We start from the raw sequence: 25,262 nt of genomic DNA on the forward strand, positions 1-25,262 counted from the left end.
GTCAGGAATCCGACTCTTTTCCGTCCCGGTAACCCGGCCCGGGGAGAATTTGCTTCCGTGACCACCTTGCTCAAGCCGCTCCGCAGGATCGCGGCATACGCAGTTTGTGCTGATTCAATCGGCCGAGTCCTGCTGGTCCGCGCATCGGAGCACTCCGGCACCCCCGGGGCGTGGTCGCTGCCCGGCGGGGCCGTCGACCACGGCGAGGACCCGAACCACACAGTCGTTCGCGAAACCGCCGCCGAAACCGGCCTCTCCGTCGCCGTCTCCGGCCTCGCCGACGTGCTCGCCGACATGCGGGCACTCCCGGACCGGGGCATCACCATCCACACCGACCGCCTGATCTACCGGGTGGCCGTACGCGGCGGCACCCTCGCCGACCGGGTCGGCGAACGCCCCACCGACCTCGCCCGGTGGTACACCCTCGACGAGGCGCGCGAACTGCCGCTGCGCTCGTTCACCGCACGCGCCCTCGGGCTGCCCGCCTCCTCGGCCGACGTGGTGCCCGACGAGGCCCCCGAGTTCCCCTCCTTCTACGCCGTGCCCGGCCCCGACGGGCTGCACCGCGCCCAGCGCTTCGCCGCGTACGCGGTCTGCACCGACCCCGCCGGCCGGGTGCTGCTCACCCGCATCTCCGACGGCTACCCCGGTGCCGGCTGCTGGCACCTGCCGGGCGGCGGCACCGACTACGGCGAGCAGCCCGGCGCGGCACTCATCCGAGAGTTGATCGAAGAGACCGGCCAGGCCGGCCGCCTCGTCGAACTCCTCGGAGTCGCCAGCCACCGCGACGCCGCCTCGCTCGGCCCCGAGGGCTACCCGATCGACTGGCACGGCGTACGCGCCTTCTACCGGGTCGTCGTCGACCAGCCCAACCCACTGACCGTGGCCGACGTGGGCGGCTCCACCTGCGAGGCCCGCTGGTTCGGCCGCGAGGAGTTGGGCGCCCTCCCCACCGACCGCCTCACCGAGGTGACCGCCGAAGCAGTCCAAGCAGCCCAGCTCACCTGAGCCCCGACCGGCCCGTCAGCCGTCCTCGCGTCCTCGCGTCCTCGCGTCCTCGCGGCCCGGCGGCCCGGCGGCCCGGCGGCCCGGCGGCCCGGCGGCCCGGCGGCCCGGCGGCCCGGCGGCCCGGCGGCCCGGCGGCAAGATCGTGCTCGAAGCAGGATGTAGTTGCATCGGCGCGTCGGTGAGGCCACTACATCCTGGATATTGCGCGATCTTGGGCTCGGGCGCCCCGCCGGGACTGTCCGCACGGGCGTTCCGGGGCGGGCGATCCTCGGCCCACCCCAGGCCAGGTCATGATCCACTCGGTTTCACGGAAGTCGCGCTATCCGTCTCGCTCGGACACCGCGTTTTCAAGGAACCCGAGTCGATCACTGCTCGTCTCGGCTGCTGCGGCGCGAATGGACTCCACAATGAGGGCTACCGGAGTGAAGCGGACAGGCGGTCAAACCAGATAAACCGGCCTTATGGGCCTAGACGGTCATGGCCTGTGGGTGCTTGCTCGGTTTCGGCGGCCTCGGCTCGTGAGCTCTACGAGTTTCCCGCGTACCGCCTCGTGTTGATCATGAAGTTATTGTCGCGGCGCGAGATGGATGGCGATAACTTCATGATCAACGGGTCTGGGGTGCGAACACGGGGGTGGCAGGGGTGCAATTGACGCGGCGGGTCGGGGCCTACGGGCTTTTGTGGGATTCGGGCCGGGTGTTGGTGGTTCGGGACGGGGCGGAGGGTGAGTTTCCGGAGCTCTGGCGGTTGCCGGGCGGTGCCGTTGGGCATGCGGAGGACCCGAAGCACGTCGTGGTCCGCGAGGTTGCCGAACAGGCCGGGCTGACGGTGACTGTGACCCGGCTACTCGCTGTGGTTGCCGATGTCGCCACCTTTCCGGAGGACAAGGTCGCGCTGCACACCGACCGGCTGCTGTTCGAGCTCGGCACGCCTCACGGCGCGCGGTCCGAGGGCGCGCCCCACGCCGCGAAGCCTGAGGGCGGGTTGCGGGAGGAAGCGGGTGGGCCGGTCGATCGGGCTTGCTGGCTTTCACTGGCCGAGGTGGCGGAGTTGCCGCTGACCCCGTTCACCGCTGAGGCGCTGGGCCTGCCGGTGACCCCACTGCCGCCCGGAGCGCACCGGTCGCGAGACCCGTTCCCGCCGGCGCACCCCGACCGTCGGCTGCGCTTCGGGGCGTACGGGCTGGTCACCGATCCTGCTGGGCGGATTCTGCTGACTCAGATCGCGGAGGGCTATCCGGGGGCCGGCCTGTGGCATCTGCCCGGCGGTGGCACCGATCACGGTGAGCAGCCAGCCACCGGGTTGCTACGGGAGTTGGTCGAGGAGGGTGGCCAGGTGGGTCGGGTCGTGGAGTTGCTGGGCGTCAACAACCTGCACAATCCCGCCGCACTGGGCCCGGAGGGTCGGCCGCTGGACTGGCATGGCGTACGGGTGATCTATCGGGTGCTGGTGGACGTACCTACTGATGCGGTGGTCACGGAGTCCGCCGGAGGGTCGACGGCGCGGGCCGGGTGGTTCACTCGCGCCGAGGCGGTTGACCTGCCGTTGAGCGACATCGCTGCCGTGGCAATCGGACAGAGCGGCCGATAGCACCCCGCTCGGTGAGCCGAGTTGGTGACCCTCCGGTACAGTCAAAGGCGGGAATGATGGAGGAAACGGGCGATGACGCCCGGGATGGGAACAAGCGAGCGGTTCGAGCGGTTTAAGCCAGATATAAGTACCGCCGGCAGCTATCGCCAAGCCATGTTCCCCTATGCGATGGTGTACTCCGCAAAACGGCTGCCGGGCCATGCAAGGTCCGGCACGAGACAGCCGGACAACCGCCAGTTGGCGGCCAGCAGATCCGGTGATGGAGGAAACGTGCCGAGAGCCCCATGGCGCCGGCGTCGTACTACTGACAGTCCGCGCCCCGCAGGGCGTCGCTGGGCGGGCCGGTTGCGCCGCAGCAGCACGTTCGCCCGCCAGGTGCTGTTGGTCCGGGTGGGTCGCCGCGACGGCGACCTGCACCCGAGTGACCTGTCCCCGACCGAGCACCGGTACGCCGACCGGCAGCGCCGTCGCTACGGCCTGGACCGGCTCAGCCGGCCGACACTGGGTGTGGACCCGACACTGGGCCTGGACCGAGCCGACATCGACGCGGTCGTGCCGGTCAGCCCGGCGATGCCGCCGATGGCGCAGGCCGACGAGGCCCGGTCCATCCCGCTGCTCCCCGGCGAGCGCACCATGGCACGCCGGATGAAGTTCGGCCTGGTCAACGCCTGCACGCTGGCCAGTCTGATGCTCGGCATGCTGGCCATCTTCCTGGCCATGCAGGGCGAGGTGCGCATGGCGGCGCTGTGCCTGATCGCCTGCGTCGGCTTCGACGGCCTGGACGGCGCGCTGGCCCGACGGCTCGGGGTGGCCAGCCCGTTCGGCGCGCAGATGGACTCACTGGCCGACATGTGCTCGTTCGGCCTCGCCGCGCCGGTAGTGGTCTACGCCTCGCTTGCCGGCTCCGTCTCCACCGCCGCGGCGGCGGTGGCGTGCGCCCTGGTCGCGGCGTGTGCCGCGATTCGGCTGGCCCGCTTCAACGTCTCGCCGAAGGACGGCCGGTTCTTCTGCGGCGTGCCCACCACCATGGCGGCCGCGGTGCTCGCCGTGACCGTGGCGATCGGCCTGCCGGTGCCCGGTGCCGTGCTGGTCGCCGGGGTGGCGCTGCTGGCCTTCGCGATGGTGTCGAGCTTCCCGTACGCGAAGCTCGCCCGCCTGGTGAAGCTGCCGCCGTGGCTCTGGTTGGCCCCGGTGATCGGCGCGCTTGTCGACATCCGGCTCACGTTCGCCCTGATCGTGGTGGGCTACCTGGTCAGCGGGCCGGTTCTCTGGCTGCGGCAGCGTCGCACCGCCTGATCCGAGCAGACACAGAACGGGGCGCCGCGAAAGCGGCGCCCCGTTCCTCGTTCGTGGGTCAGCGCCAGCGGGCGATGACCGTGGACCCACCGACCACCTTGTCGCCCGGCCCGACCAGCGGGTCCGCGGCCTCGGCGGGCAGGTAGACGTCGGTCCGGGAGCCGAACCGGATCAGCCCGAACCGCTCGCCCCTGGCCAGGAGCGCGCCGATCGGCGCGCGCTGCACGATCCGGCGGGCGATCAGCCCGGTCCGCTGTGCGACCACCACCGTGCCGCGAGCGGTGTCCAGCACCGTGTACGCGGCGACGTTGTGCTCGGCGTCCGGCTTCATCGCGTTGACGAAGCCGCCGTCGGCGACGAAGTAGTCCACCACCTTGCCGGCGACCGGGGAGCGGTTGACATGCACGTCCAGCACCGACAGGAACACCGCGATCCGTAGCCACTCGCCGTCGCCGAAGCGCTCGTCGTGCAGCCGCTGCACCGACAGGACCTTCCCGTCCGCGCTGGCGACCACGGCGCTCGGGTCCTCCGGCACGTCCCGCTCGGGATCGCGGAAGAACGCAGCGACCGGCCCGGCGGCCAGGGCCGGCAGCAGCCACAGCTTGGACGACGGGCGCGTCACCCGGGCCAGCGCTGCGAGGCCCAGTGCGATGCCCGCCGCCGCCACGCCGTTGGAGTCGATGTGCATGCCCCGGGTCAGCGGCACGCTCGACGGCCGGTACGCGGGGGCCAGGCTGTCGGCCGTGGCCGGGCTGGCCGGGGTGAACCGCAGTCGGTAGACCCGCACCGGCGGCGAGTTACGCAGCACCAGGTCGGCGCCGACGCCGTAGAGGGCGTCCTGTCGGGCCAGCTCGGCGGCGGCGCCCTCGGTCCGGCCGGGCGCGGCGACGGTCGCCACGCTCAGCACCGCCCCGTCGGTCAGGTACTTGGACAGCCCGTCGATGCCGCTGCGGGTCGCCTCGGCGGTGCCGGCGAACACCTCGCCGGCGATGACCACCCCGGCGGCCTCGGCTTCGGCGAGCGAGTCGACGACGCTCACCCGGTCGGCGACCCAGCGGCCCTGGGCGGTGACGTGCTCGCGGAGCGCCGCGGCGCCGAACGGCTCGGCGGGCACCACGGTGAGCCGGTCACCGGGGAGCAGCGCCTCGACCGCCGCGGCCAGCACCGCGGAGTCCGGGGTCACCCCGACCAGCAGGGCGGCCTTGGCGTCGTTGATCCGGGCCAGCTCGGCGACGAGGGTACGGGCGGCTCGCTCGCCGATGCGGACCGGACCGGACCGGCCGGTGGTACGCACGGCGGGGGACTGGGTCATGTCGGGCGGGCTCCTGACGGGGGTAGAGACGGGAATCGCGGCGGGACCGCCATGGGCGGGACGGGCCGGCCGGCGGAGGCGAGATCTCCACCGGCCAGCATATGCGCCTGTCCGCGCCGGCTGCACCGCCGTGGGGATGCGGTGGGCCGACGCGGGCAGGCGCCCGAGGTCAGGCTTCCCGGCGCGGACCCTCCCGCTCGTCGCCCGGCTGGTCGCCGGTGGCCTCGACTGGTTGGTCGGACCGGGTCGGCTCGTCCGCCTCGGACGAGGTCGGACGGGCGAGGTTTCCGATGGTCGGCTCGTCGTCTCCGCTGTCGGGTCGGCCGGGAATGGGCTCGGTCGGCGGGTCCGACGGCGGATGTGCCAGCCAGGCCGGGTGGATCACGTCGGTGGTCGGCGCGACCTCCGCCCGCGTCTCTGTGGCCGGTATCCCCAACGTCGGGTCCGTGCTGAGCGTCGGGTCGGAGGAGGGGGTGTCCCAGGTGGCCCGCTCGGCTTCCCAGACCGGCAGGGCCGTGCCTGAGGTCGACGTGGCGGCACCGGAGACCGGCACGGGCGCACCGGAGACGGGTGCGCCGGAGACGGACGTGCCGGAGACGGGGGCGACGGCACCTGCGGTTCCGGCCTCGGCGGTCGGCTCCGGCGGGCTCGGCCGACCCGAGCGCAGCGCGCCGACCAACCCGAAGACCCCGATCAGGATGAGTGCGCCGGCCAGGAACCAGCCGACCGGCGGCAGCGCCAGCCCGAGCAGCTGGGCGAGCAGCCACCAGGCGGACAGCGCGAGGAACACGAGCCCGAAGGCGAACGACACCAGATCCGTGCGGTGAGCCTTCACCGGGTCACCTCCAGGTTGCCGGCATTGACGTGGATGTAGAGGCGCAGGGTGCCGCCGCCGGGGCCGTCCGCACCGACGTCGGTGGATTCCCGCAGGCGGCCGTCCAGCCCGCCGGAGCGGTTACCGAAGATGGTGGCGTCACCGGCGTTGACGTCGGCCACTGTGGTGACGTCCACGTTCGGCGGCACGACCACTGTCGCCTGGCCGAAGTTGACGGCCACCGTCACCTGGCTGTCCCGCTTCGCGAAGTCGATCCCGCGCAGGTCGAGCACGGCGTCGCCGAAGCTGTTCTCGTACCGGTCGGCCAGATCGCGGTAGTCGGTGGGCGCCCAGGTCACCGCGCCGTCGACCCCCCGAATCCGGTCGTAGGACTCGGCGACGGTCGCCGTGCCCAGCGCCGCCGCGGTCACCAGACCGAGCGCGATGAGCCAGCGGGCCCGCCCGAACCAGGTGCCGACCAGCAGCCCCAGCGCGATGGTGGCCAGCGCGGCCGCGAAGTACGCCGAGGCGCTGATGGCGAAGACGTCCAGCAGGTCGAGCAGGGCGACCAGACCGAGCACCAGGAAGATCAGCGAGAAGGTCACCGCGCCGAGCGGCGACCGCTCCTTGGGGCGCTTCGGCGGCTTCGGTGGCTTGGGCGGAGGAGGTGCGGCCGGGGTCGGCGAAGCGTACGGGCCGTGTGGCGCGAACGGGGGGCGGTAGCCGGAGGGCGGCGGGGCGGTCGGATAGCCGGCCGGGGCAACGGGTGCGCTGCTCACCGGCGCGGACGGCCAGCCGGCGCTGGGCATCGCGGCGCTCGGCCAGCCGGGCTGGGCAGCCGTCGTGCCGGCCGGCTGGCCGGACACCGGGCCGACCCCGGACACCGGGTGCGTCGCGCTGGTCGGCGGCGCGTCGTACCCAGGGATGGTGACGGTGGGCGTTGCCCCGGTCGTCGCGGTGGCGTACTCCGGAGCGGTGCCGAACATCGGCGGGGTCACCGCCGGGCCGGTCGACGGCGCCGCGCCGTACGACGGTGCGGGCCACGTCACCGGTGGGACGACCGTGCCGGACGGTGCGGCGGGCTGCGGACCACCCGGGGTGCCGGGCCGTGGATTGCGGCCGTCCCGGTTGAGCAGGAGCGCGCCGGCGACCAGGATGGCCGCGCCGAGGAGCACCGCGCGGAAGGCGTCGGTGACGATGTACGCGAAGCTGGCCGCGACCAGGATGCCCAGGACGATCACCGTCACCGGCGACATGCTGGAGCGACCACGACCGAGCATGGATTCGACCGGGGAGGCGGTGTCGCCCTCGTTCGGGATGATCAACCAGGCGGCGACGTACACCAGGATGCCGATGCCCCCGAAGAATCCGAGCACCGCGAGCAGCACCCGCCAGAGCACCGGATCGGTGTTGGTGGCGCGCCCGATCGCCGCGCAGACCCCCGCCAGATACCGCCCCTCACGTGGCCGGACCAGGCCGTACCGCGAGGTGAAGCTGGTGCCGCCCAGCGGTGGTGGCGGCGCGGACGGACCGGGACCACCCGGCCCTGGTGGCGTGCCGCCCGGGCCGTAGCCGGTGCCCGCCGCGAACCCGGGGCCCGGGCCGTAGCCCGCCGCGGGCGGCGGGTAGCCGTCGGCCGGACCGCCGGGCATGGTGCCGGCGGTCGCGTCGGTGCCGGCGTGCGGACCGAACGTGCTGGGCTCGGTCCATTCGGTGGGCGTGGTGGTGGGCGGGGGCGGTGCTGAACCGCCCGGCTGTGCCGACCCCGGTCGGGGCGGCGGGGCAGCTTCCTCGGTCATGCTTCGATCCTGCTGCCCGGTCCACCCGAACGACCTCAGGACCCGACCCTGACCCCACCCTGAGATCCGGCGGCCGGAATGTCGGGGGCGTCCCCGTGGTCGCGGAGGCCCCAGCGTGTGACGATCGAGTCACCCGACCTCGACCTGTCCGCCACCGTGACCAGGGAGCCTCCGATCAGCACCGTGACCTCGCCTCCGCGCCTCTATCGCGCCCCGGAGCACCGGATGGCCGCCGGCGTCGCCGCCGGTATCGCCGACCATCTCGGCATCTCGGTGCTGCGGGTGCGCGTCGCGTTCATGGTGCTGCTCGGGCTGAGCGGGCTCGGCCTGCTGCTCTACGCGGCCTTCTGGGCGGTGGTGCCGCTGCGTCCCGGTGACACGGCGGTGCCGCCCCGGCGGGACGTCGCCCAACTCCTGCCGTTCGTGGGGATCGGGCTCGGTGTCCTGTTGATCCAGGTGATGGTCTTCGACTCCGTCGGCGCGGCGGGCACCGCCGGTTGGTTGGTGGCCATCATCGCGGTCGGCGCCGGGGTCATCTGGCACCAGTCCGCGCCCGAGCGGCGGCGGCAGTGGGGCGACGCGATGCCGGTGCCCTGGCTCGGCGCGGTCGTCGAGGAGAGCGACCGGCGGGCCTTCGTACTCCGGTTCATCGGCGGGGGAGTGCTGGTCGCGGTCGGCATCATCGGTGTCGCGGCCGTCTACTCGCCGGCGCAGAACTTCGACGCGGTGATCAATGGCGTGATCTTCGCGCTGGTCGGGCTGGCGGGCGTCGGTGTGGTCGCCGCGCCGGTGCTCTGGCGGACGTACAGCCAGCTCCGCTCGGAGCGCGAGGGGCGCATCCGGGAGCAGGAGCGGGCCGAGTTGGCCGCGATGGTGCACGACCAGGTGCTGCACACGTTGGCCCTGATCCAGCGCAACGCCGGTGACGTCAAGACGGTGCAGCGGCTGGCCCGAGGGCAGGAGCGTTCGCTGCGCAACTGGCTCTACAAGCCGACCGCTTCGCCGAGCGAGCGCTTCGCCGCCGCGCTGGAGCAGGCCGCGGCCGAGGTCGAGGACACCTTCGCGATCAGCGTGGAGACGGTGGTGGTGGGCGACCGGGAGACCGACGAGAAGGTCGGGGCGCTGGTCGCGGCCGCGCGGGAGGCGTTGGTGAACGCCGCCCGGCACGCCGGCGTGCAGACCGTGTCGCTCTACGCCGAGGTGGAGCCGGATCAGGTCAGTGTCTTCGTCCGGGACCGGGGGAAGGGCTTCGATCCGGATACCGTGGAGGACCACCGGCACGGCGTACGCGGCTCGATCATCGGGCGGATGAAGCGGCACGGCGGACGGGCCGAAATCCGGTCCGGCCCGGGGGAGGGGACCGAGGTCCGGTTGATCCTGCCGATCTCCCGGGACTCGTCCGCAGCTGAGAGGAACAGATGACCATGGCCGAGCAGTCGACCGAGCACCTCGACCCGGCGGAAGCCCGCCCCGAGCGGCTGCGGGTGTTCCTGGTGGACGACCACGCCATGTTCCGAGCCGGGGTGCGCGCGGAGTTGGGCGCCCACGTCGAGGTGGTGGGCGAGGCGAGCACTGTGGCTGAGGCGGTCACCCGGATCGCCGCCGTCGGCCCGGACGTGGTGCTGCTGGACGTGCACATGCCCGACGGCGGCGGTCGCGCGGTGCTGGAGGCGATGCGGCGTACGCACCCGCAGGTCAAGTTCCTCGCGTTGAGCGTCTCCGACGCGGCGGAGGACGTGATCGGGCTGATCCGTGCCGGCGCCCGCGGGTACGTCACCAAGACCATCTCCCCGGACGAGTTGGCCGCCGCGATCCGTCGGGTGGCCGACGGGGACGCGGTGTTCAGCCCCCGGCTGGCCGGGTTCGTGTTGGACGCCTTCGCGGCCCGACCGGACGCGCCGGTGGCCGACCCGGAGCTGGACCAGCTCACCAACCGTGAGCGGGAGGTGCTGCGGCTGCTGGCCCGGGGGTACGCGTACAAGGAGATCGCCAAGGAGCTGTTCATCTCCATCAAGACTGTGGAGACGCACGTGTCGAACGTGTTGCGCAAGCTTCAGATGTCCAACCGCTACGAGCTTTCCCGTTGGGCGGCGGACCGCCGGCTCGTGTGACCGTGTGTCGGCGCCGGCGAGGATCAGAGAAACGTCCGGCGCGCCCTCGTACACCCAGCCGGTGATCGTGCCCGGGTAGCCGTAGGGGCCCTCATCCGGATGGGTCGAAACATGAGTGGTGACGGACGTCCCACCGGGCCCGAGTGACCTTGCGGCTCGCGCACGGGCCGAGGCTCGTTGCGCGGGTGGCGCAACGTATTTCCTGGTCAGTGCCGCCCGTGTCGACCGTTTTATGATCATTTTTCAAGTATCGGCAACGTGGCGGGCAACTAACGGCTTGATAACGGCACCTTCACGGAAGCGGCCAGTGGGTGTCACAGTGGCAGCACCTCACCATCGGTGTGTGGCACTCCGTACGCCCCACGACCACGATTCTGCCGATCACGGCGGCCCGTGGCTGTGTCGATTGCGTCGTGTCACGCCTCGTTGGCGAGGGAGCCCGGCGGATCGGAACATCAGGGGTGTCCCCAACTTCCCTGTGGTCCCGGCGACCCGCGCCCCGGGGTGGTCGGGCGGTGTCACCCCCAAACGTGCGTGAAACCCACGACGGAACCTGGTTAGAAAGAGGAGGCCCCTCGGAATGAGAGTCTCGAAGCGGGCGACGAGCGCTATCGCGCTCAGCGCGGCTGCCGCGCTTGTCGCGAGCGGTTGCTCGAGCGGCGGCGACGGCGATACTGCCGCCAGCGCGGACGGCTCGATCGTTGTTCACGGCGTCCAGCCGGAGAACCCGCTGGTCCCGTCGAACACCACGGAGACCGGTGGCGGCAAGATCATCGACTGGATGTGGACCGGCCTGGTCGAGTACCCGAACGACGGTGGGGCCCCGCGTAACGCGCTGGCGGAGTCCATCAACACCACGGACTCCAAGGTCTTCACGATCAAGATCAAGGCCGGTACCAAGTTCCACGACGGTACCGAGGTGAAGGCGAAGAACTTCGTCGACGCCTGGAACTGGGCCGCCTACTCGCCGAACGGCGCGCAGAACGGCACCTTCTTCGCGGACATCGCGGGCTTCGACAAGACCTACACCTCGGACCCGGACGGCGCGGAGGGCCCGAAGAAGGCTCCCGAGCCGACGGCCAAGGAGCTGTCCGGCCTGAAGGTCATCGACGAGCAGACCTTCGAGGTCACCCTGGCAGCGCCGACCGCGGTCTTCCCGACCAAGCTCGGCTACAGCGCCTTCATGCCGCTGCCGGACGCCTTCTTCACCATGAAGCCCGAGGAGTTCGGCCGCAAGCCGATCGGCAACGGCCCGGTGAAGTTCGTGTCGTGGGACGACAACGCCCTCATCAAGCTGACGCGCTTCGACGACTACAACCTTCGCGACAAGATGAAGGTCAAGGACGTCGACGTCAAGCTCTACCAGGACGACAACGCCGCCTACGCCGACCTGCTGGCCAACAACCTCGACTTCATGGAGGTTGTCCCCACCTCGGCGCTCGCCGGTGACAAGTGGAAGACCGACCTCGGTGACCGGGGCCGCTCGACCGTCACGCCGTCGACCGCGTTCATCGCGTTCCCGATCTACGACAAGCGCTTCGCGAACCCGAAGCTGCGTCGTGCGGTGTCGCTGGCGGTCAACCGGCAGGAGATCTCGGACAAGATCTTCTTCGGTACCCGCAAGCCGGCCGACAGCTGGGCGAACCCGCTGACCCCGGGCGCCAAGCCGGGCAACTGCACCGCCTGCAAGTTCGACCCGACCACTGCCAAGCAGCTGCTCGCCGAGGCCGGTGGCTTCAGCGGTGAGATGGTCTTCTACTACAACGCGGACTCCGCCCACAAGGACTGGATGGACGCCGTCGCGCAGCAGGTCAAGACCAACCTCAACATCAACGCCCGGGCCGAGGGTGTGCCGACCTTCGCGGTGTTCCGCCAGAACATCAACGCCCACACGATGAAGGGCCCGTACCGCGCTGCCTGGCAGCAGGACTACCCGGACGTCGAGAACTGGGTCAACCCGCTGTTCGTCACGAACGGCTCCTCGAACGACGGCCTCTACAGCAACACCGAGGTCGACGCCCTTGCCAAGCAGGCCAGCGGCGCTCCGAGCCTGGAGGCCTCGCACGAGGCGTTCGCCAAGGCGGTCGAGAAGGTCGACCAGGACGTCCCGAGCATCCCGGTCTACTTCTACGGTCAGCAGTCCGGCCACTCTGAGAAGATCAAGAAGCTCGAGCTGAACAACGTCGGCGAAGTCGACATCACCTCGGTCGAGCTCTGATCCGAACGGTCTGACCCCGGGTCGGGCTCGCCACATCCGGTGAGCCCGACCCGGGGCCGTTCCGCGATTGGGTGTTACAACACTCCACTCGCACGTTGTCACCACCGTGTCGGCCGTCCGACGCGCCCCCTGTCTGGAGGACCACCCCATGGGCCGTTATCTGTTGAGACGGCTGCTCCAACTCGTGCCGGTCTTCATCGGTACGACGTTCCTGATCTACTGGCTCGTCTGGGCCGTTCCGGGCGATCCGTTCGCCGGCAAGTGCGGCGAGCGTCGCTGCCCGGACCAGTACATCAACTTCATGACCGAGAAGTACCACCTCGACCAGAACGTCTTCGTGCAGTACGGCAACTACATGAAGAACCTGCTCCAGGGCGACTTCGGTCAGACGTTCCAGCAACGCGAGATCAGCGACATCATCCTGACCGCGTACCCGAACACGCTGAAGCTGGCCCTCGTGGCGCTCGCCATCGAGGCGATCATCGGCCTCGGCGCCGGCGTGCTGAGCGGTCTGCGGCGTAACGGCTTCCTGGACAACCTGGTCCTGGTCTCCACGCTCTTCCTGATCGCGCTGCCGGTCTTCGTGGTCGGCTTCGTGCTGCAGTGGCTGCTGGGCGTTCAGTGGGGCATCATCAAGCCGACCGTCTCCTCGGAGATGCGGTGGTCCGAGCTGATCGTGCCGGGCTTCGTGCTGGGCAGCGCGTCGGTGGCGTACATCGCCCGGGTGGCACGAACGAGCATCGCGGAGAACCGCCGCGCGGACTACGTGCGCACGGCCATCGCCAAGGGCCTGCCGATGCGCCGGGTGGTGGGCGTGCACCTGCTGCGCAACTCGCTCATCCCGGTGGTGACCCTGCTCGGCACCGACCTCGGTGCCCTGATGGGTGGCGCGATCGTCACCGAGGGAATCTTCGGCATCAACGGAATCGGCCGCCAGGTCTTCCGGGCGATCATCACCAAGGAAAGCGCCACGGTGGTAGGCATCGTGGTCGTCCTGGTGCTGGTCTATCTCGTGATGAACCTGCTGGTTGACCTGCTCTACGCCGCCCTGGACCCGAGGATCCGTTATGAGTGACCCGAGTACCGCATCGATCGTCAGCACCCCTGGCGCACACCCCACCGACTCCGCCGCCCCCGCCACCGCGGGCCAGCCGCAGAGCAACGAGAAGCCGCGCGGCCTGCTCGGCGACGCCTGGCGGGACCTGCGGCGCAAGCCGCTGTTCTGGATCTCGGCCACGCTGATCGTGATCTTCCTGCTGATGGCGGCCTTCCCGGCGCTGTTCGCCCCGGGCGACGCGGTCAACGGCTCGCTGTCCCGCAGCCTCGACAAGCCGTCCGCAAATGGTTGGTTCGGCTACGACGTGCAGGGCCGCGACGTCTACGCCCGGGTCATCTACGGCGCACGGGCCTCCATCGTGGTCGCCGTGCTCTCCGTGCTGGGCACCCTGCTCATCGGCGGAACCATGGGCATCATCTCCGGTTACCGCGGTGGCTGGGTGGACGCGCTACTCAGCCGGATCGCCGACGTCTTCTTCGGTCTGCCGTTCGTGCTCGGCGCGATCGTCATCCTGACCACGTTCAACGGGTCGGGCTCCGGCAACAGCAAGGCCCAGATCATGGGCCTGGTGACCGCGTCACTGATCGTCCTGAGCTGGCCGGTCGTGATGCGACTGATGCGCTCCTCGGTGCTCGCCACCAAGGAGGCCGACTACATCGTGGCGGCCCGCGCGCTGGGTGCCGGCACCGGCCGGATCATCCTCAAGCACCTGCTGCCGAACTGCCTGGCCCCGCTGCTGGTCTACGGCACGATCATGGTCGGCTCGTTCATCGGCGCCGAGGCCACCCTGTCGTTCCTGGGCGTCGGTCTGAAGTCGCCGGTGGTGTCCTGGGGCATCATGATCAGTGACGGGCAGAATTTCGTCCGGGTCGCGCCAGGGCTGGTGTTCTTCCCCGCCGCGTTCCTCGTCACCGCAGTGCTGAGCTTCGTGATGCTCGGTGAGTCGGTCCGCGAGGCCCTCGATCCGAAACTCCGCTAGGGGAGATCCAGTGTCCGACATTCTCGTGTCCGAGCAGTCCGCGCCGGGACCCGGCGGGTCCGGGCGTCCCTCCGGCCGGCTGCTCGAGGTCGAAGACCTGCGGGTGGAGTTCCGTACCCGGGACGGCGTCGCAAAGGTCATCAACGGGGTCACGTACCACGTCGACGCGGGGGAGACCCTCGCCGTGCTCGGCGAGTCTGGCTCCGGTAAGAGCGTCACCGCGCAGACCATCATGGGCATCCTCGACACGCCGCCCGGCTTCGTCACCGGCGGGCAGGTGCGCTTCCACGGCAAGGACATGCTCCGCATGTCCGACGAGGAGCGCCGCCGCATCCGCGGCGAGGGCATCGCGATGATCTTCCAGGACGCGCTCTCCGCGCTGAACCCCGTCTTCACCGTCGGGTTCCAGATCGCCGAGCAGTTCCGGGTCCGGCGGGGCATGGGCCGCGCCGAGGCCAAGAAGCGCGCGATCGACATGCTCGACCAGGTCAAGATCCCGAACGCCAAGGGTCGGTTCAACAACTACCCGCACCAGTTCTCCGGCGGTATGCGGCAGCGCGCGATGATCGCGATGTCGCTGGCGCTCGACCCGGAGGTGCTGATCGCGGACGAGCCGACCACCGCCCTCGACGTGACAGTGCAGGCCCAGATCATGGACCTGCTGGCGGAGCTTCAGCGCGAGCGGCAGATGGGCATGATCCTGATCACCCACGACCTCGGCGTGGTCGCCGACGTCGCGGACCGGATCGCGGTCATGTACGCGGGCCGGATCGTCGAGGAAGCCGACGTGTACGAGCTGTACGCCAAGCCGGCGCACCCGTACACGCTGGGTCTGATCGACTCGATCCCGCGCCTCGACGAGAAGGGGCAGCAGCTCCGGACGATCAAGGGCCTCCCGCCGAACCTGATGAACATCCCGCCGGGCTGCCCGTTCAACCCGCGGTGCCCGATGGCTCAGCCGGTGTGCCGGGAGAAGGTCCCGCCGCTGCTGCAGGTCGGCCCCGCCCGGGCCAGCGCCTGCCACTTCGCCGAGGAGCTGGTGAACCGTGTCTGAGAACATCCTCGAGGTCAATGACCTGGTCAAGCACTACCCCGTCACGCAGGGTGTGGTGTTCAAGAAGACCGTCGGTCAGGTCAAGGCAGTCGACGGGGTCTCGTTCGGTCTGCGCGCCGGCGAGACGCTCGGTGTGGTCGGCGAGTCCGGCTGCGGCAAGTCGACCCTCGCCCGGGTGCTGATGAACCTGGAGAAGCCGACCGCCGGCAACGTGGTCTACAAGGGCCAGGACATCTCCAAGCTGTCCGGTTCGGCGCTGCGGCGTCTGCGCCGGCAGATCCAGCTGGTCATGCAGGACCCGTACACCTCGCTCAACCCGCGAATGACGGTCGGTGACCTGCTCGGTGAGCCGTTCGAGATCCACCCGGAGGTGGCGCCGAAGGGCAGCCGCCGGGCCAAGGTCCGCGAACTGCTCGACCTGGTCGGGCTCAACCCGGAGCACATCAACAGGTACCCGCACCAGTTCTCCGGCGGTCAGCGTCAGCGCATCGGCATCGCCCGGGCGCTCGCACTGCGGCCCGAGATCATCGTCTGCGACGAGCCGGTGTCGGCGCTGGACGTCTCCATCCAGGCCCAGGTCATGAACCTGCTGGAGCAGTTGCAGGGCGAGTTCGGCCTCTCGTACGTCTTCATCGCTCACGACCTGTCGGTGGTCCGCCACCTCTCGGACCGGGTCGCGGTGATGTACCTCGGCAAGATCGTCGAGATCGGCACCGAGGACGAGATCTACGAGCGACCGACCCACCCGTACACCCAGGCTCTGCTCTCCGCGGTGCCGGTGCCGGACCCGACGCAGCGGCACAACAAGACGATCATCCGGCTCACGGGTGACGTGCCGTCGCCGATCAGCCCGCCCTCGGGTTGCCGGTTCCGGACCCGCTGCTGGAAGGCGCAGGACGTCTGCGCCGAGCAGGTCCCGCTGTTGGAGATCCGGCGGGAGTCGGACCACCCCAGCGCCTGCCACTTCGCGGAGAAGCGCGAGATCGTCGCCACCCACGAGGTGTGAGTCACCGAAACCGCCTGCCGCCGTCACCACGACGACGGCAGGCGGTTTCGTCTGTCAGTGACCCGGATCGGCGGCGGGCCGCACAGCAGCGCACGCCGCGTCGGTGGGCCGGTGACCCGACCGAGGGCCGGTGCGCCTCACAGCGGGCCGCGACCCGCGCGGAGCAGCAGCAGGGCCAACTGGGTGCCGTCGGCACCGAGCGCGACCCGGAACCGCTCCAGGATCTCCCGTTCCCGGGAGAGCACCAGCCGGGTCCCACCGGACGCCATCCGGGTCACCCCGACCTCCTGGGACAACGCGGCCCGCTCCTGCCAGAGCGTGATCAACGCGTGGTCGATCTCGTCGATGCGTTCCCTGATCTGCACGATCCGCGCTGCCGCGGACGGCTCCTGGGTGCCGGTCTGCTGCTCGGTCGGCTCGGCCTCCGCACCCGTCGGTGGGGTGGCCACCGCCGGCTCAGCCTCCTGCGCCGCGGACTGCCCCGGCCGGATCGGGCTGCCGCTCTGCTCCATCACGTCTGTCATCATCGGGTACCTCTCGCACTGTGGTGCCCGGTGCCCGGAACCTGGGACGGAAAGAGCCCCGGGCTCCAGGAGCCCGGGGCTTTAGCAGGTCTGAATCGATCAGGCGCGACCTACGGCAGCCGGACTCCCGGTGCCATAGTAAAAGGAGAAGCGCGCAGCGATCACGCCGTCGAGTATGCCCACGTCGTTGCCGGGTGCGCAAGCATTCCGCGTCGTGGGCGGCACCTTTCTCACCGGTGGCGGACGGGGTGGTGGGTGCGCGCCGTCGGTCAGGAGCTGCTGAGCGCCAGAGGCGCAGTGTCGGGCCGGCGGCATAGACTTGTCGGGCGATGCATCCTCTCTTCGACATCCCCGCGTCCCCGCCTGCGCCGGAGTCCGCGCCGGCCCGCCCGCACCGACCCGGGGCGGCTGCCGTGCGCCTCGATCCGCAGCAGTTGCTCGCCGGGCTGAACGGGCCTCAGCGCGACGCCGTCAGCCATGCCGGCTCACCGCTGCTGATCGTGGCCGGCGCCGGGTCCGGCAAGACCCGGGTGCTCACGCACCGGATCGCCTACCTGCTCGCCGCGCGGGACGTGCACCCCGGTGAGATCATCGCGATCACCTTCACCAACAAGGCCGCCGGCGAGATGAAGGAGCGCGTCGCCGCGCTGGTAGGCCCCCGGGCACGCCTGATGTGGGTGTCGACGTTCCACTCGGCCTGCGTGCGGATCCTGCGTGCCGAGCACCAGCACGCCGGCCTCAAGTCGACGTTCTCGATCTACGACGCGGACGACTCCCGCCGGCTGATGCAGTTGGTCACCCGCGAGCTGGATCTCGACCCGAAGCGCTACCCGGCGCGCGGGCTGGCGGCCCAGGTCTCCAACCTCAAGAACGAGCTGGTCGATCCGGAGCAGTTCGCGGCGCGGGCCACCGGGCCCAACGAGCGGGCGCTCGCCGAGGCGTACACGCTCTACCAGCGTCGGCTGCGCGAGGCGCACGCCCTGGACTTCGACGACCTGATCATGACCACGGTGCACCTACTCCAGTCCCATCCGCACGTCGCGGAGAGCTACCGCCGCAGGTTCCGGCACGTGCTGGTGGACGAGTACCAGGACACCAACCACGCCCAGTACGTCCTGATCAAGGAGCTGGTCTCCGGCACCGACGGGCTGGAGCCCGCCGAGCTGTGCGTGGTCGGCGACGCCGACCAGTCCATCTACGCGTTCCGGGGCGCGACGATCCGCAACATCCTGGAGTTCGAACGGGACTTCACCGACGCGCGGACGATCCTGCTGGAGCAGAACTACCGCTCCACCCAGACCATCCTCAACGCGGCCAACGCGGTGATCGACCGCAACACCTCCCGCAAACCCAAGCGGTTGTGGAGCGAGGCCGGCGCGGGCGAGCAGATCGTCGGCTACGTGGCCGACACCGAGCACGCCGAGGCCGACTGGGTGGCCCGGGAGATCGACCGGCTGGTCGACGCCGACGAGACCCGCCCCGGCGACGTCGCGGTCTTCTACCGCACCAACGCCCAGTCCCGCGTCTTCGAGGAGGTGTTCATCCGGGTCGGCCTGCCCTACAAGGTGGTCGGCGGGGTGCGCTTCTACGAGCGCAAGGAGGTCCGCGACGCGCTGGCGTACCTGCGTTCGGTGGTCAACGACGACGACACGGTGAGCCTGCGGCGAGTGCTCAACACCCCGCGCCGGGGCATCGGCGACCGCGCCGAGGCGTGTGTCGAGGCGCTCTCCAGCCGCGACCGGATCTCTTTCGGCGCGGCCCTGCGCCGGGCCCGTGAGGCGCCAGGCATCTCCAGCCGGGCGGCCAACGGCATCGCCGACTTCGTGGCGTTGCTCGACGGTGCCCGTGAGCTGGCCGAGACCGGCACCCCGGAGGAGGTGCTGGAGGCCCTGCTGACCCGCTCCGGCTACCTCACCGAGCTGGAGGAGAGCCTGGACCCGCAGGACGCCGGCCGGGTGGACAACCTCCAGGAGCTGGTCAGTGTCGCCCGCGAGTACACCGAGCGGATCGAGGCGCTGGGCGAGGAGGGGGAGCGGGCCACCCTGGCCGGCTTCCTTGAGCAGGTGGCGCTTGTCGCCGACGCCGACCAGATCCCCTCCGACGACCCCGACCACCAGGGCGTTGTCACCCTGATGACGCTGCACACCGCCAAGGGGCTGGAATTCCCTGTGGTCTTCCTGACCGGGCTGGAGGACGGCGTCTTCCCGCACCTACGCTCGCTGGGCGACACCCGCGAGTTGGAGGAGGAGCGCCGACTGGCGTACGTCGGCATCACCCGAGCCCGACAGCGGCTCTACATGTCCCGGGCGGTCACCCGCTCGGCCTGGGGGCAGCCGTCCTACAACCCACCGTCGCGCTTCCTGGAGGAGCTGCCGACCGAGTTGGTGCACTGGGAGCGCACCGAGGGGTCGTACACCTCGTGGGCTGGTGGGGGCGGCGGCGTCGGCGGCCGTGCGGACCGCGCGCCCGGCGGCCGTGGCACCTTCACCGGCGGTACGCCGAAGGCGGCGCAACTGGCGCAGCGGCTCGGCGTGGACGCCAGCCGGCTGACCACGGCCAGCGAGCTGCCGCAGGGGCCGAAGGTGTCAGCGGGCGACCGGGTCAATCATCAGCGGTACGGGTTGGGGCGGGTGCTCGCCGTCGAGGGGCACGGTCCGGGTGCCCGTGCGCAGATCGACTTCGGCGACCAGACCATGTGGCTGGTGCTGCGGCACGCCCCGGTCGACAAGCTCTGAGCCGTCGCGCCCGAAGAGCGTGCCAGATCACGGAAAGAGTGGCCTCGGGGTACCCCTGAGGCCACTCTTTCCGTGATGGTGCCCGCGAACCGCGCGGGGGTCGTGGATCAGCAGCCCAGGTCGACGCCACGGGTCCGCATGAACGGGGCCGGGTCGATCTGGTTCCACATGCCCTGGTGCACCTCGAAGTGCAGGTGCGGGCCGGTGGCGTCGCCGGTGGCGCCCTCGTAGCCGATGACCTGGCCGGCCTTGACCTTCTGTCCGACAGTGACCGCGATGCGGCTCTGGTGGGCGTAGTGGGTCAGGTATCCGTTGCCGTGGTCGATGAAGACGGAGTTGCCGTACCCGTCGGAGGCGTCGCCGGCCTGGGTCACGGTGCCGGCGGCTGCGGCGTGGATCGGCGTACCGGAGGGCAGGGCCAGGTCGATACCGGCGTGCAGGGTGCCCCAGCGCTGCCCGTAGCAGGACGTGACGGCTGCGCCCGGCATCGGGTCGACCCAGGCGGGTGTGGGCTTGGTGGTCTTCTTCGGTTTGGGCTTGGGCTTCGCGGCGGCCGTCCTGGTGGGGGTCGGGCTGGCGCTGACCGCCGACGGGCTCGCCGTCGGGCTGAGCGAGGGGGTGACCGGTGTGCTCGACTCACGGACCGAGCGGTCGGCCCGACTCGCGGCTTCGGCCCGGGACTGGGCGTCGAGGGAGACGGCGGCGGGTGTCGGGCGGTCGGTGCCGCTGGTGGCGACGGCGACACCACCGAGGCCGAGGGCTACCAGGGCGGCGGCGCCGAGCACGATGAGGCGGTTCCGCCGGCCGGTGCGCTGCGGCGGCGCGGCCTCGCTGGTGTCGCGGGTGTTCTCGTTCTGGACGGGGCTGTCTTCCTGCACGGCGGACCTTCACAGTCGAGGGGCACTTGACCTCGAAATACTGGTGTCGGGCCGAGGTGGGGTAGGAGCGGGGACCGAACCCTCGGACGGGGAGCGGACGGTCGGGTGCCCGGATATGACCCGCTCTGCGGCGCTACATCCGGAAAAGTGATCATGTAAGCGGGTGTCGTCGGTCACGATCGGCGTTGTGGTCCGGGACACATTCGCCGGGACCGGGCAACGCAAAACCGCCCGGATCGACAGATCCGGGCGGTCAACGGTCGTTACGCAACGTCAGGAGGCGGCTACCTCGCTGTAGATTGCCTCGACTTGCAGCTTGATGTCCACTCCGCGCTCCTGGAGGAACGGCACCGGGTCGATCGGCTGCCCCTTGACATGGATCTCCAGGTGCAGGTGGGTGCCGTACGCGTGGCCGGTCTGACCCACGAGGCCGAGCTGGTCGCCCGCCTTGATCTGCTGGCCTTCCTTGACGCTCACCGCGGAGGAGTGGCCGTAGATGGCCTCGCTGCCGTCGGCGTGCTGGACGATCACCGCGTTGCCGTACCCGCCGAACCAGCCGGCCTTGGTGACCAACCCGTCGTGGATCGCCACGTAGGGCGTGCCTTCGCCGGCCACCAGGTCGACGCCGGTGTGCAGCTTGCCCCAGCGCATTCCGTACGGGGAGTTGAAGTCGTAACCCTGCAGCGGCAGCAGCCAGACCTCGGGCTCGGCGCTGTCCTCGCTGCGGCTGTCCCGGGAGGCGCGGTCGGCGTTGTCCGCACGGGCCGCAGCGTCCTGACTGGTGACCGACGCCTGCTTGAGCTCGTCGAGGACCGTCGGGCTGACGTCCTTGGCGTCCGGCAGGGCGCTCGCGCCGAGGGCGACGATGCCGGCACCGACGAACGCGGTGGTCACGACAGCGGCGTAACGGCTGCGGGGTGGGGTGGGTACGCGGCGGCGACCGCGATATCGATCGGGCTCAGACGACAGGCGCTGGCGCACGCACACCCTCCGTTGTCGGGGTTCCGAAGCGGCCGGTGGGCGTCCCTGAAGCTCCAGTGAAGCGTCCGCTGACCGCGTCGTCACCCGTCCATGGACCTGATGACAACCGTGGACACGTTAGCCAACCGCCAGGCGAGTCACAAGCTAGACCGAAAAATTGGCGTGTCGATCTGTCCGTTTGCGTCCATGATTGTCATGCATCGCGACGCCGAACGGTGCCCCCGTCGCTGCCCGTTCGTCGCCGAGCGTGACCGTTCCGGCGGAGTCGTCCGGCTTGACTCCGAACAGCGCCGCGATGGTGTCCACGGTCCTGCCAGCGGCGCGGCGGCGGCGAGGCCGGGACGGCACCGGGTCCGACCTCTCCGGGTTGCGCGGTGGACACGCCGGGTAACGGCCGGTGGCAGAGCCCGGATTTCCCGGGCCGGGCCCGCCGGGTTACCGTTCGTTAAGGTGAAGGCGGTCAAGCCGGTGAAAGGTGTGCGCTGATGAGCTCTCGGATTCGGGTCGTCGTCGCGAAGCCTGGCCTGGACGGCCACGACCGGGGCGCGAAGGTCGTCGCGCGCGCCCTGCGGGACGCCGGGATGGAGGTCGTCTACACCGGCCTGCACCAGACCCCGGAGCAGATCGTGGAGACCGCCATCCAGGAGGACGCCGACGCCGTCGGCCTGTCAGTGCTCTCCGGCGCGCACATGACGCTCTTCCGGCGGGTGCTGGAACTGCTCGGTGAACGGGACGCCCGCGACATCGTCGTGTTCGGCGGCGGCATCATTCCGAACGGCGACATTCCCGAGTTGGAGAAGCTGGGCGTCGCGAAGATCTTCACGCCGGGCGCCACCACCCAGGCGATCGTCGAGTGGGTCCGACAGAACGTGGCCCAGCCGGTTTCCTGAGCCGCACCGATCTGCTGCGCGTACAGGTTTTGGGCACGGGGGAGGGGCCGGACGCACCCCTCACACGTCCGGCCCCTCTATGCACGATGCCCCGCCGCCACCCCTCGACCGACAGGGCATCGGCCGTATCCCGTCTTTGCGCTGTTCAGCGCTCCGACATCTGACTCAACGACGCCCCCACGGCAGGGTTACGCAAGCCGGACAACATCGCCCGGATGGTGGATGCCACAGGAGTCCTGGCCGGAAACCGGCCACACCTGATGTCCGGTTGTGCATTACCGCACACCGCGCACCCGCTCGGTTGCCGGTGGTGCCGACCTCGCTAGGCTGCGGCCAATGGCCTGTTTCAACTGATGACAGGCGTCAAACTGTTTTCTGAACGCTGGTGGCGGCGCGACGGCGCGCCGCGGAGACGGGACGGGACGCGCAATCGTGGACCTGTACGAGTACCAGGGGCGGGACCTGTTCGAGCGGCACGGCTTGCCCGTGCTGGCCGGCGGCGTCGCCACTACCCCGGAAGAGGCCCGCGCGATCGCCGAACGTCTTGGCGGCCGTGTGGTCGTCAAGGCGCAGGTAAAGGTCGGCGGCCGAGGTAAGGCCGGCGGCGTCAAGCTGGCCGAGGGCCCGGATGAGGCGGTGGCTCGGGCCACCGACATCCTCGGCATGGACATCAAGGGTCACACCGTCCACAAGGTCATGATCACGGTGACCGCGGACGTGGCCGAGGAGTACTACTTCTCGTACCTGCTCGACCGGGCGAACCGCACCTTCCTCTGCATCGCCAGCGTCGCCGGCGGCATGGACATCGAGCAGGTCGCCGCCGAGACCCCCGACAAGGTCGTGAAGGCCCCGATCGACGCCGTGAAGGGCGTGGACGAGGCCAAGGCCCGCGAGATCGTGACCGCCGCCGGCTTCCCGGCCGAGGTCGCCGACCAGGTGGTCGAGATCGCCGTCGGCCTGTGGCAGGCGTTCGTCGCCGAGGACGCCACACTGGTCGAGGTCAACCCGCTCGCCAAGAACGGCGACGGCCGGATGCTCCTGCTCGACGCCAAGATCAGCCTGGACGAGAACGCCGCGTTCCGGCACCCGGACCACGAGGCGCTTGTCGACCAGGCCGCTGTGGACCCGCTGGAGCAGGCCGCCAAGGCCAAGGACCTCAACTACGTCAAGCTCGACGGCGAGGTCGGCATCATCGGCAACGGCGCGGGTCTGGTCATGTCGACCCTCGACGTGGTCGCGTACGCCGGTGAGCGGCACGGCAACGTCAAGCCGGCCAACTTCCTCGACATCGGCGGCGGCGCGAGCGCCGCGGTGATGGCGAACGGGCTGGAGATCGTGCTCTCCGACCCGGCCGTGAAGAGCGTCTTCGTCAACGTCTTCGGTGGCATCACCGCCTGCGACGAGGTCGCCAACGGCATCATCCAGGCGCTGGCCCTGCTGGAGCAGCGCGGCGAGCAGGTCACCAAGCCGCTCGTCGTCCGTCTCGACGGCAACAACGCCGAGGCTGGCCGGGCGATCCTGGACAGCGCGAACAACCCGCTCGTGCAGCGGGTGGACACCATGGACGGTGCGGCCGAGCGGGCCGCCGAGCTGGCAGCTGCGGGGGTCTGATCATGGCTATCTGGCTGACCAAGGACTCGAAGGTCATCGTCCAGGGGATGACCGGTTCCGAGGGTTCCAAGCACACCCGGCGGATGCTGGCCGCCGGCACCAACGTGGTGGGCGGCGTCAACCCGCGCAAGGCGGGCCAGACTGTCGACTTCGACGGCACCGAGCTGCCGGTCTTCGCGTCCGTCGCGGACGCGATGGCCGAGACCGGTGCCGACGTCACTGTCATCTTCGTGCCGCCGCAGTTCACCAAGGCCGCCGTGGTCGAGGCGATCGACGCCGCGATCCCGCTGGCCGTGGTGATCACCGAGGGCGTCCCGGTGCACGACACCGCGTCGTTCTGGGCGTACAACGTGGCGAAGGGCGAGCAGACCCGGATCATCGGGCCGAACTGCCCCGGCATCGCCTCGCCCGCCGCGTCCAACGCCGGCATCATCCCGGCCGACATCACCGGCTCCGGCCGGATCGGCCTGGTCAGCAAGAGCGGCACGCTGACCTACCAGATGATGTACGAGCTGCGCGACATCGGCTTCTCCACCTGCGTCGGCATCGGCGGTGACCCGATCATCGGGACCACCCACATCGACGCCCTCGCGGCGTTCGAGGCCGACCCGGAGACCGACGCCATCGTCATGATCGGTGAGATCGGTGGCGACGCCGAGGAGCGGGCCGCCGAGTTCATCAAGGCCAACGTCACCAAGCCGGTGGTCGGCTACATCGCCGGCTTCACCGCTCCGCCCGGCAAGACCATGGGTCACGCCGGGGCGATCATCTCCGGCTCGGCCGGCACCGCCGAGGCGAAGCAGGCGGCGCTGGAGGCCGTCGGCGTCAAGGTCGGCAAGACGCCGACCGAGACCGCCAAGCTGATGCGGGAGATCATGTCCGGCAGCTGAGCCGGTCAGGCAACACGAAGGGGGTCGACCGGTCACGGTCGACCCCCTTCGGCGTACGCGGGCTCCGCGCTGGTCAGTCGTTGTTCCAGAACGGGTAGTTGCCGGTCGAGCGCAGGATCGCGCCGCCGATGATGTTGATCACGCCGAACGCGATGGCGAGGTAACCGAGCAGCGGCGACTGCCCGTACCGCCGGGCGTCGCGGATGGACAGGTAGCCGAAGACGATGCCGAAGATGCCGCAGCAGATCAGCCCCAGCACGATGCCCAGCACGCCCCACAGGGTGGTTCGGTCGCGTCCACGGGCCGGTGGCGGTGGGGGAGGCGGGTATGGCGTCGTCACGGCTTCCTCCGAGCGGTCATGGGCGACGTGCCGGCCCGGACCGCGACCGGTGGGCCCGTCCCTGGGTGGCGGCGACTCGCGCCCCCTCACGGCCGAGGCTAGACCGGCCCGGGTGGGCAGGACGTCGGTTCGGTGAACTCGCCGTCCTTAGGAGGGGTTAACGGACTGC

General features: G+C 70.3%; 21 protein-coding genes and 1 pseudogene. 14 read left to right on the forward strand and 8 right to left on the reverse strand.

The genetic code is table 11. The features are described 5' to 3' along the window. The first annotated feature begins 57 nt into the window (after positions 1 to 57). The 3 genes from OH804_RS32215 (at position 58) to OH804_RS32225 (ending at position 3,894) form a co-directional block, all read left to right on the forward strand. On the forward strand, positions 58 to 1,008 hold the full coding sequence (locus OH804_RS32215; protein WP_406061384.1) for an NUDIX domain-containing protein: 951 nt from the start codon (positions 58 to 60) through the stop codon (positions 1,006 to 1,008). Between the two features lie 642 nt (positions 1,009 to 1,650). Next, positions 1,651 to 2,598: an NUDIX hydrolase gene (locus OH804_RS32220; protein ID WP_406061386.1), complete on the forward strand. Its 948-nt coding sequence runs from the start codon at positions 1,651 to 1,653 to the stop codon at positions 2,596 to 2,598. A 345-nt stretch (positions 2,599 to 2,943) separates the two neighbouring features. Next, complete coding sequence (locus OH804_RS32225; protein WP_196919742.1) at positions 2,944 to 3,894, forward strand: phosphatidylcholine/phosphatidylserine synthase; 951 nt, start codon at positions 2,944 to 2,946, stop codon at positions 3,892 to 3,894. Between the two features lie 58 nt (positions 3,895 to 3,952). Here OH804_RS32225 and OH804_RS32230 read toward each other — a convergent pair whose 3' ends face one another. From OH804_RS32230 to OH804_RS32240, 3 genes and pseudogenes are all read right to left on the reverse strand, one after another. Further along, positions 3,953 to 5,206 carry a phosphatidylserine decarboxylase gene (locus OH804_RS32230; RefSeq protein ID WP_406061388.1) on the reverse strand — a complete coding sequence of 418 codons (1,254 nt, stop codon included), beginning with the start codon at positions 5,204 to 5,206 and terminating at the stop codon, positions 3,953 to 3,955. 604 nt (positions 5,207 to 5,810) lie between these two features. Continuing rightward, positions 5,811 to 6,041, reverse strand: a pseudogene (locus OH804_RS32235) (hypothetical protein); the annotation flags it as partial. After that, entirely contained in the window at positions 6,038 to 7,819 is a 1,782-nt protein-coding gene (locus OH804_RS32240; protein WP_406061390.1) for a PspC domain-containing protein, read from the reverse strand. The gene OH804_RS32240 and the pseudogene OH804_RS32235, both read right to left, overlap by 4 nt. 156 nt (positions 7,820 to 7,975) lie before the next feature. Between OH804_RS32240 and OH804_RS32245 the strand changes: the two genes are divergently transcribed. The 7 genes from OH804_RS32245 (at position 7,976) to OH804_RS32275 (ending at position 16,244) form a co-directional block, all read left to right on the forward strand. Then, complete coding sequence (locus OH804_RS32245; RefSeq protein WP_112622580.1) at positions 7,976 to 9,241, forward strand: ATP-binding protein; 1,266 nt, start codon at positions 7,976 to 7,978, stop codon at positions 9,239 to 9,241. A gap of 2 nt (positions 9,242 to 9,243) precedes the next feature. Further along, positions 9,244 to 9,930, forward strand: a complete 687-nt coding sequence (locus OH804_RS32250; RefSeq protein ID WP_088950154.1) for a response regulator transcription factor — start codon at positions 9,244 to 9,246, stop codon at positions 9,928 to 9,930. Between the two features lie 580 nt (positions 9,931 to 10,510). Next, positions 10,511 to 12,148: an ABC transporter substrate-binding protein gene (locus tag OH804_RS32255; RefSeq protein WP_406061393.1), complete on the forward strand. Its 1,638-nt coding sequence runs from the start codon at positions 10,511 to 10,513 to the stop codon at positions 12,146 to 12,148. 148 nt (positions 12,149 to 12,296) lie between these two features. Next, positions 12,297 to 13,223 carry an ABC transporter permease gene (locus tag OH804_RS32260; protein WP_196919739.1) on the forward strand — a complete coding sequence of 309 codons (927 nt, stop codon included), beginning with the start codon at positions 12,297 to 12,299 and terminating at the stop codon, positions 13,221 to 13,223. After that, positions 13,216 to 14,184, forward strand: a complete 969-nt coding sequence (locus tag OH804_RS32265) for an ABC transporter permease (protein ID WP_196919738.1) — start codon at positions 13,216 to 13,218, stop codon at positions 14,182 to 14,184. The genes OH804_RS32260 and OH804_RS32265 overlap by 8 nt, the downstream gene beginning before the upstream one ends. A gap of 25 nt (positions 14,185 to 14,209) precedes the next feature. Then, positions 14,210 to 15,238 carry an ABC transporter ATP-binding protein gene (locus tag OH804_RS32270; protein ID WP_196924640.1) on the forward strand — a complete coding sequence of 343 codons (1,029 nt, stop codon included), beginning with the start codon at positions 14,210 to 14,212 and terminating at the stop codon, positions 15,236 to 15,238. Further along, positions 15,231 to 16,244, forward strand: coding sequence for an ABC transporter ATP-binding protein (locus tag OH804_RS32275; RefSeq protein ID WP_196919737.1), 1,014 nt, complete (start codon positions 15,231 to 15,233; stop codon positions 16,242 to 16,244). The genes OH804_RS32270 and OH804_RS32275 overlap by 8 nt, the downstream gene beginning before the upstream one ends. A gap of 137 nt (positions 16,245 to 16,381) precedes the next feature. Here the strand turns inward: OH804_RS32275 and OH804_RS32280 are convergent, their stop codons facing one another. Next, entirely contained in the window at positions 16,382 to 16,771 is a 390-nt protein-coding gene (locus OH804_RS32280) for a chorismate mutase (RefSeq protein ID WP_196919736.1), read from the reverse strand. Between the two features lie 326 nt (positions 16,772 to 17,097). Between OH804_RS32280 and pcrA the strand changes: the two genes are divergently transcribed. Next, on the forward strand, positions 17,098 to 19,503 hold the full coding sequence (pcrA, locus tag OH804_RS32285) for a DNA helicase PcrA (protein ID WP_406061396.1): 2,406 nt from the start codon (positions 17,098 to 17,100) through the stop codon (positions 19,501 to 19,503). A 107-nt stretch (positions 19,504 to 19,610) separates the two neighbouring features. Here pcrA and OH804_RS32290 read toward each other — a convergent pair whose 3' ends face one another. The 3 genes from OH804_RS32290 to OH804_RS32300 all read right to left on the reverse strand — a co-directional run bounded on the left by OH804_RS32290 (position 19,611) and on the right by OH804_RS32300 (position 21,668). Beyond that, positions 19,611 to 20,381 (reverse strand): M23 family metallopeptidase, encoded by a 771-nt coding sequence (locus tag OH804_RS32290; RefSeq protein WP_196919734.1) that lies wholly within the window; start codon positions 20,379 to 20,381, stop codon positions 19,611 to 19,613. 273 nt (positions 20,382 to 20,654) lie between these two features. Further along, positions 20,655 to 21,362, reverse strand: coding sequence for a M23 family metallopeptidase (locus OH804_RS32295; protein WP_196919733.1), 708 nt, complete (start codon positions 21,360 to 21,362; stop codon positions 20,655 to 20,657). A 144-nt stretch (positions 21,363 to 21,506) separates the two neighbouring features. Further along, the gene (locus tag OH804_RS32300; protein ID WP_196919732.1) at positions 21,507 to 21,668 is read right to left on the reverse strand and encodes a hypothetical protein; all 162 of its coding nucleotides are present in this window, start codon (positions 21,666 to 21,668) and stop codon (positions 21,507 to 21,509) included. Between the two features lie 179 nt (positions 21,669 to 21,847). Here OH804_RS32300 and OH804_RS32305 point away from each other — a divergent pair, with 179 nt between their 5' ends. The 3 genes from OH804_RS32305 (at position 21,848) to sucD (ending at position 24,753) form a co-directional block, all read left to right on the forward strand. Further along, a complete protein-coding gene (locus OH804_RS32305; protein WP_030491849.1) occupies positions 21,848 to 22,252 on the forward strand; it encodes a cobalamin B12-binding domain-containing protein in 405 nt (134 codons plus the stop codon). 432 nt (positions 22,253 to 22,684) lie between these two features. Then, positions 22,685 to 23,863 (forward strand): ADP-forming succinate--CoA ligase subunit beta, encoded by a 1,179-nt coding sequence (gene sucC, locus OH804_RS32310; RefSeq protein ID WP_091406357.1) that lies wholly within the window; start codon positions 22,685 to 22,687, stop codon positions 23,861 to 23,863. Between the two features lie 2 nt (positions 23,864 to 23,865). After that, positions 23,866 to 24,753 (forward strand): succinate--CoA ligase subunit alpha, encoded by an 888-nt coding sequence (gene sucD, locus OH804_RS32315; RefSeq protein ID WP_196919731.1) that lies wholly within the window; start codon positions 23,866 to 23,868, stop codon positions 24,751 to 24,753. 73 nt (positions 24,754 to 24,826) lie between these two features. Here the strand turns inward: sucD and OH804_RS32320 are convergent, their stop codons facing one another. Further along, a complete protein-coding gene (locus OH804_RS32320) occupies positions 24,827 to 25,093 on the reverse strand; it encodes a DUF4190 domain-containing protein (protein WP_196919730.1) in 267 nt (88 codons plus the stop codon). Between the last annotated feature and the right edge of the window lie 169 nt (positions 25,094 to 25,262).

Source organism: Micromonospora sp. NBC_00860, assembly GCF_045207375.1.
GTDB classification, from domain to species: Bacteria; Actinomycetota; Actinomycetes; order Mycobacteriales; family Micromonosporaceae; genus Micromonospora; species Micromonospora vinacea.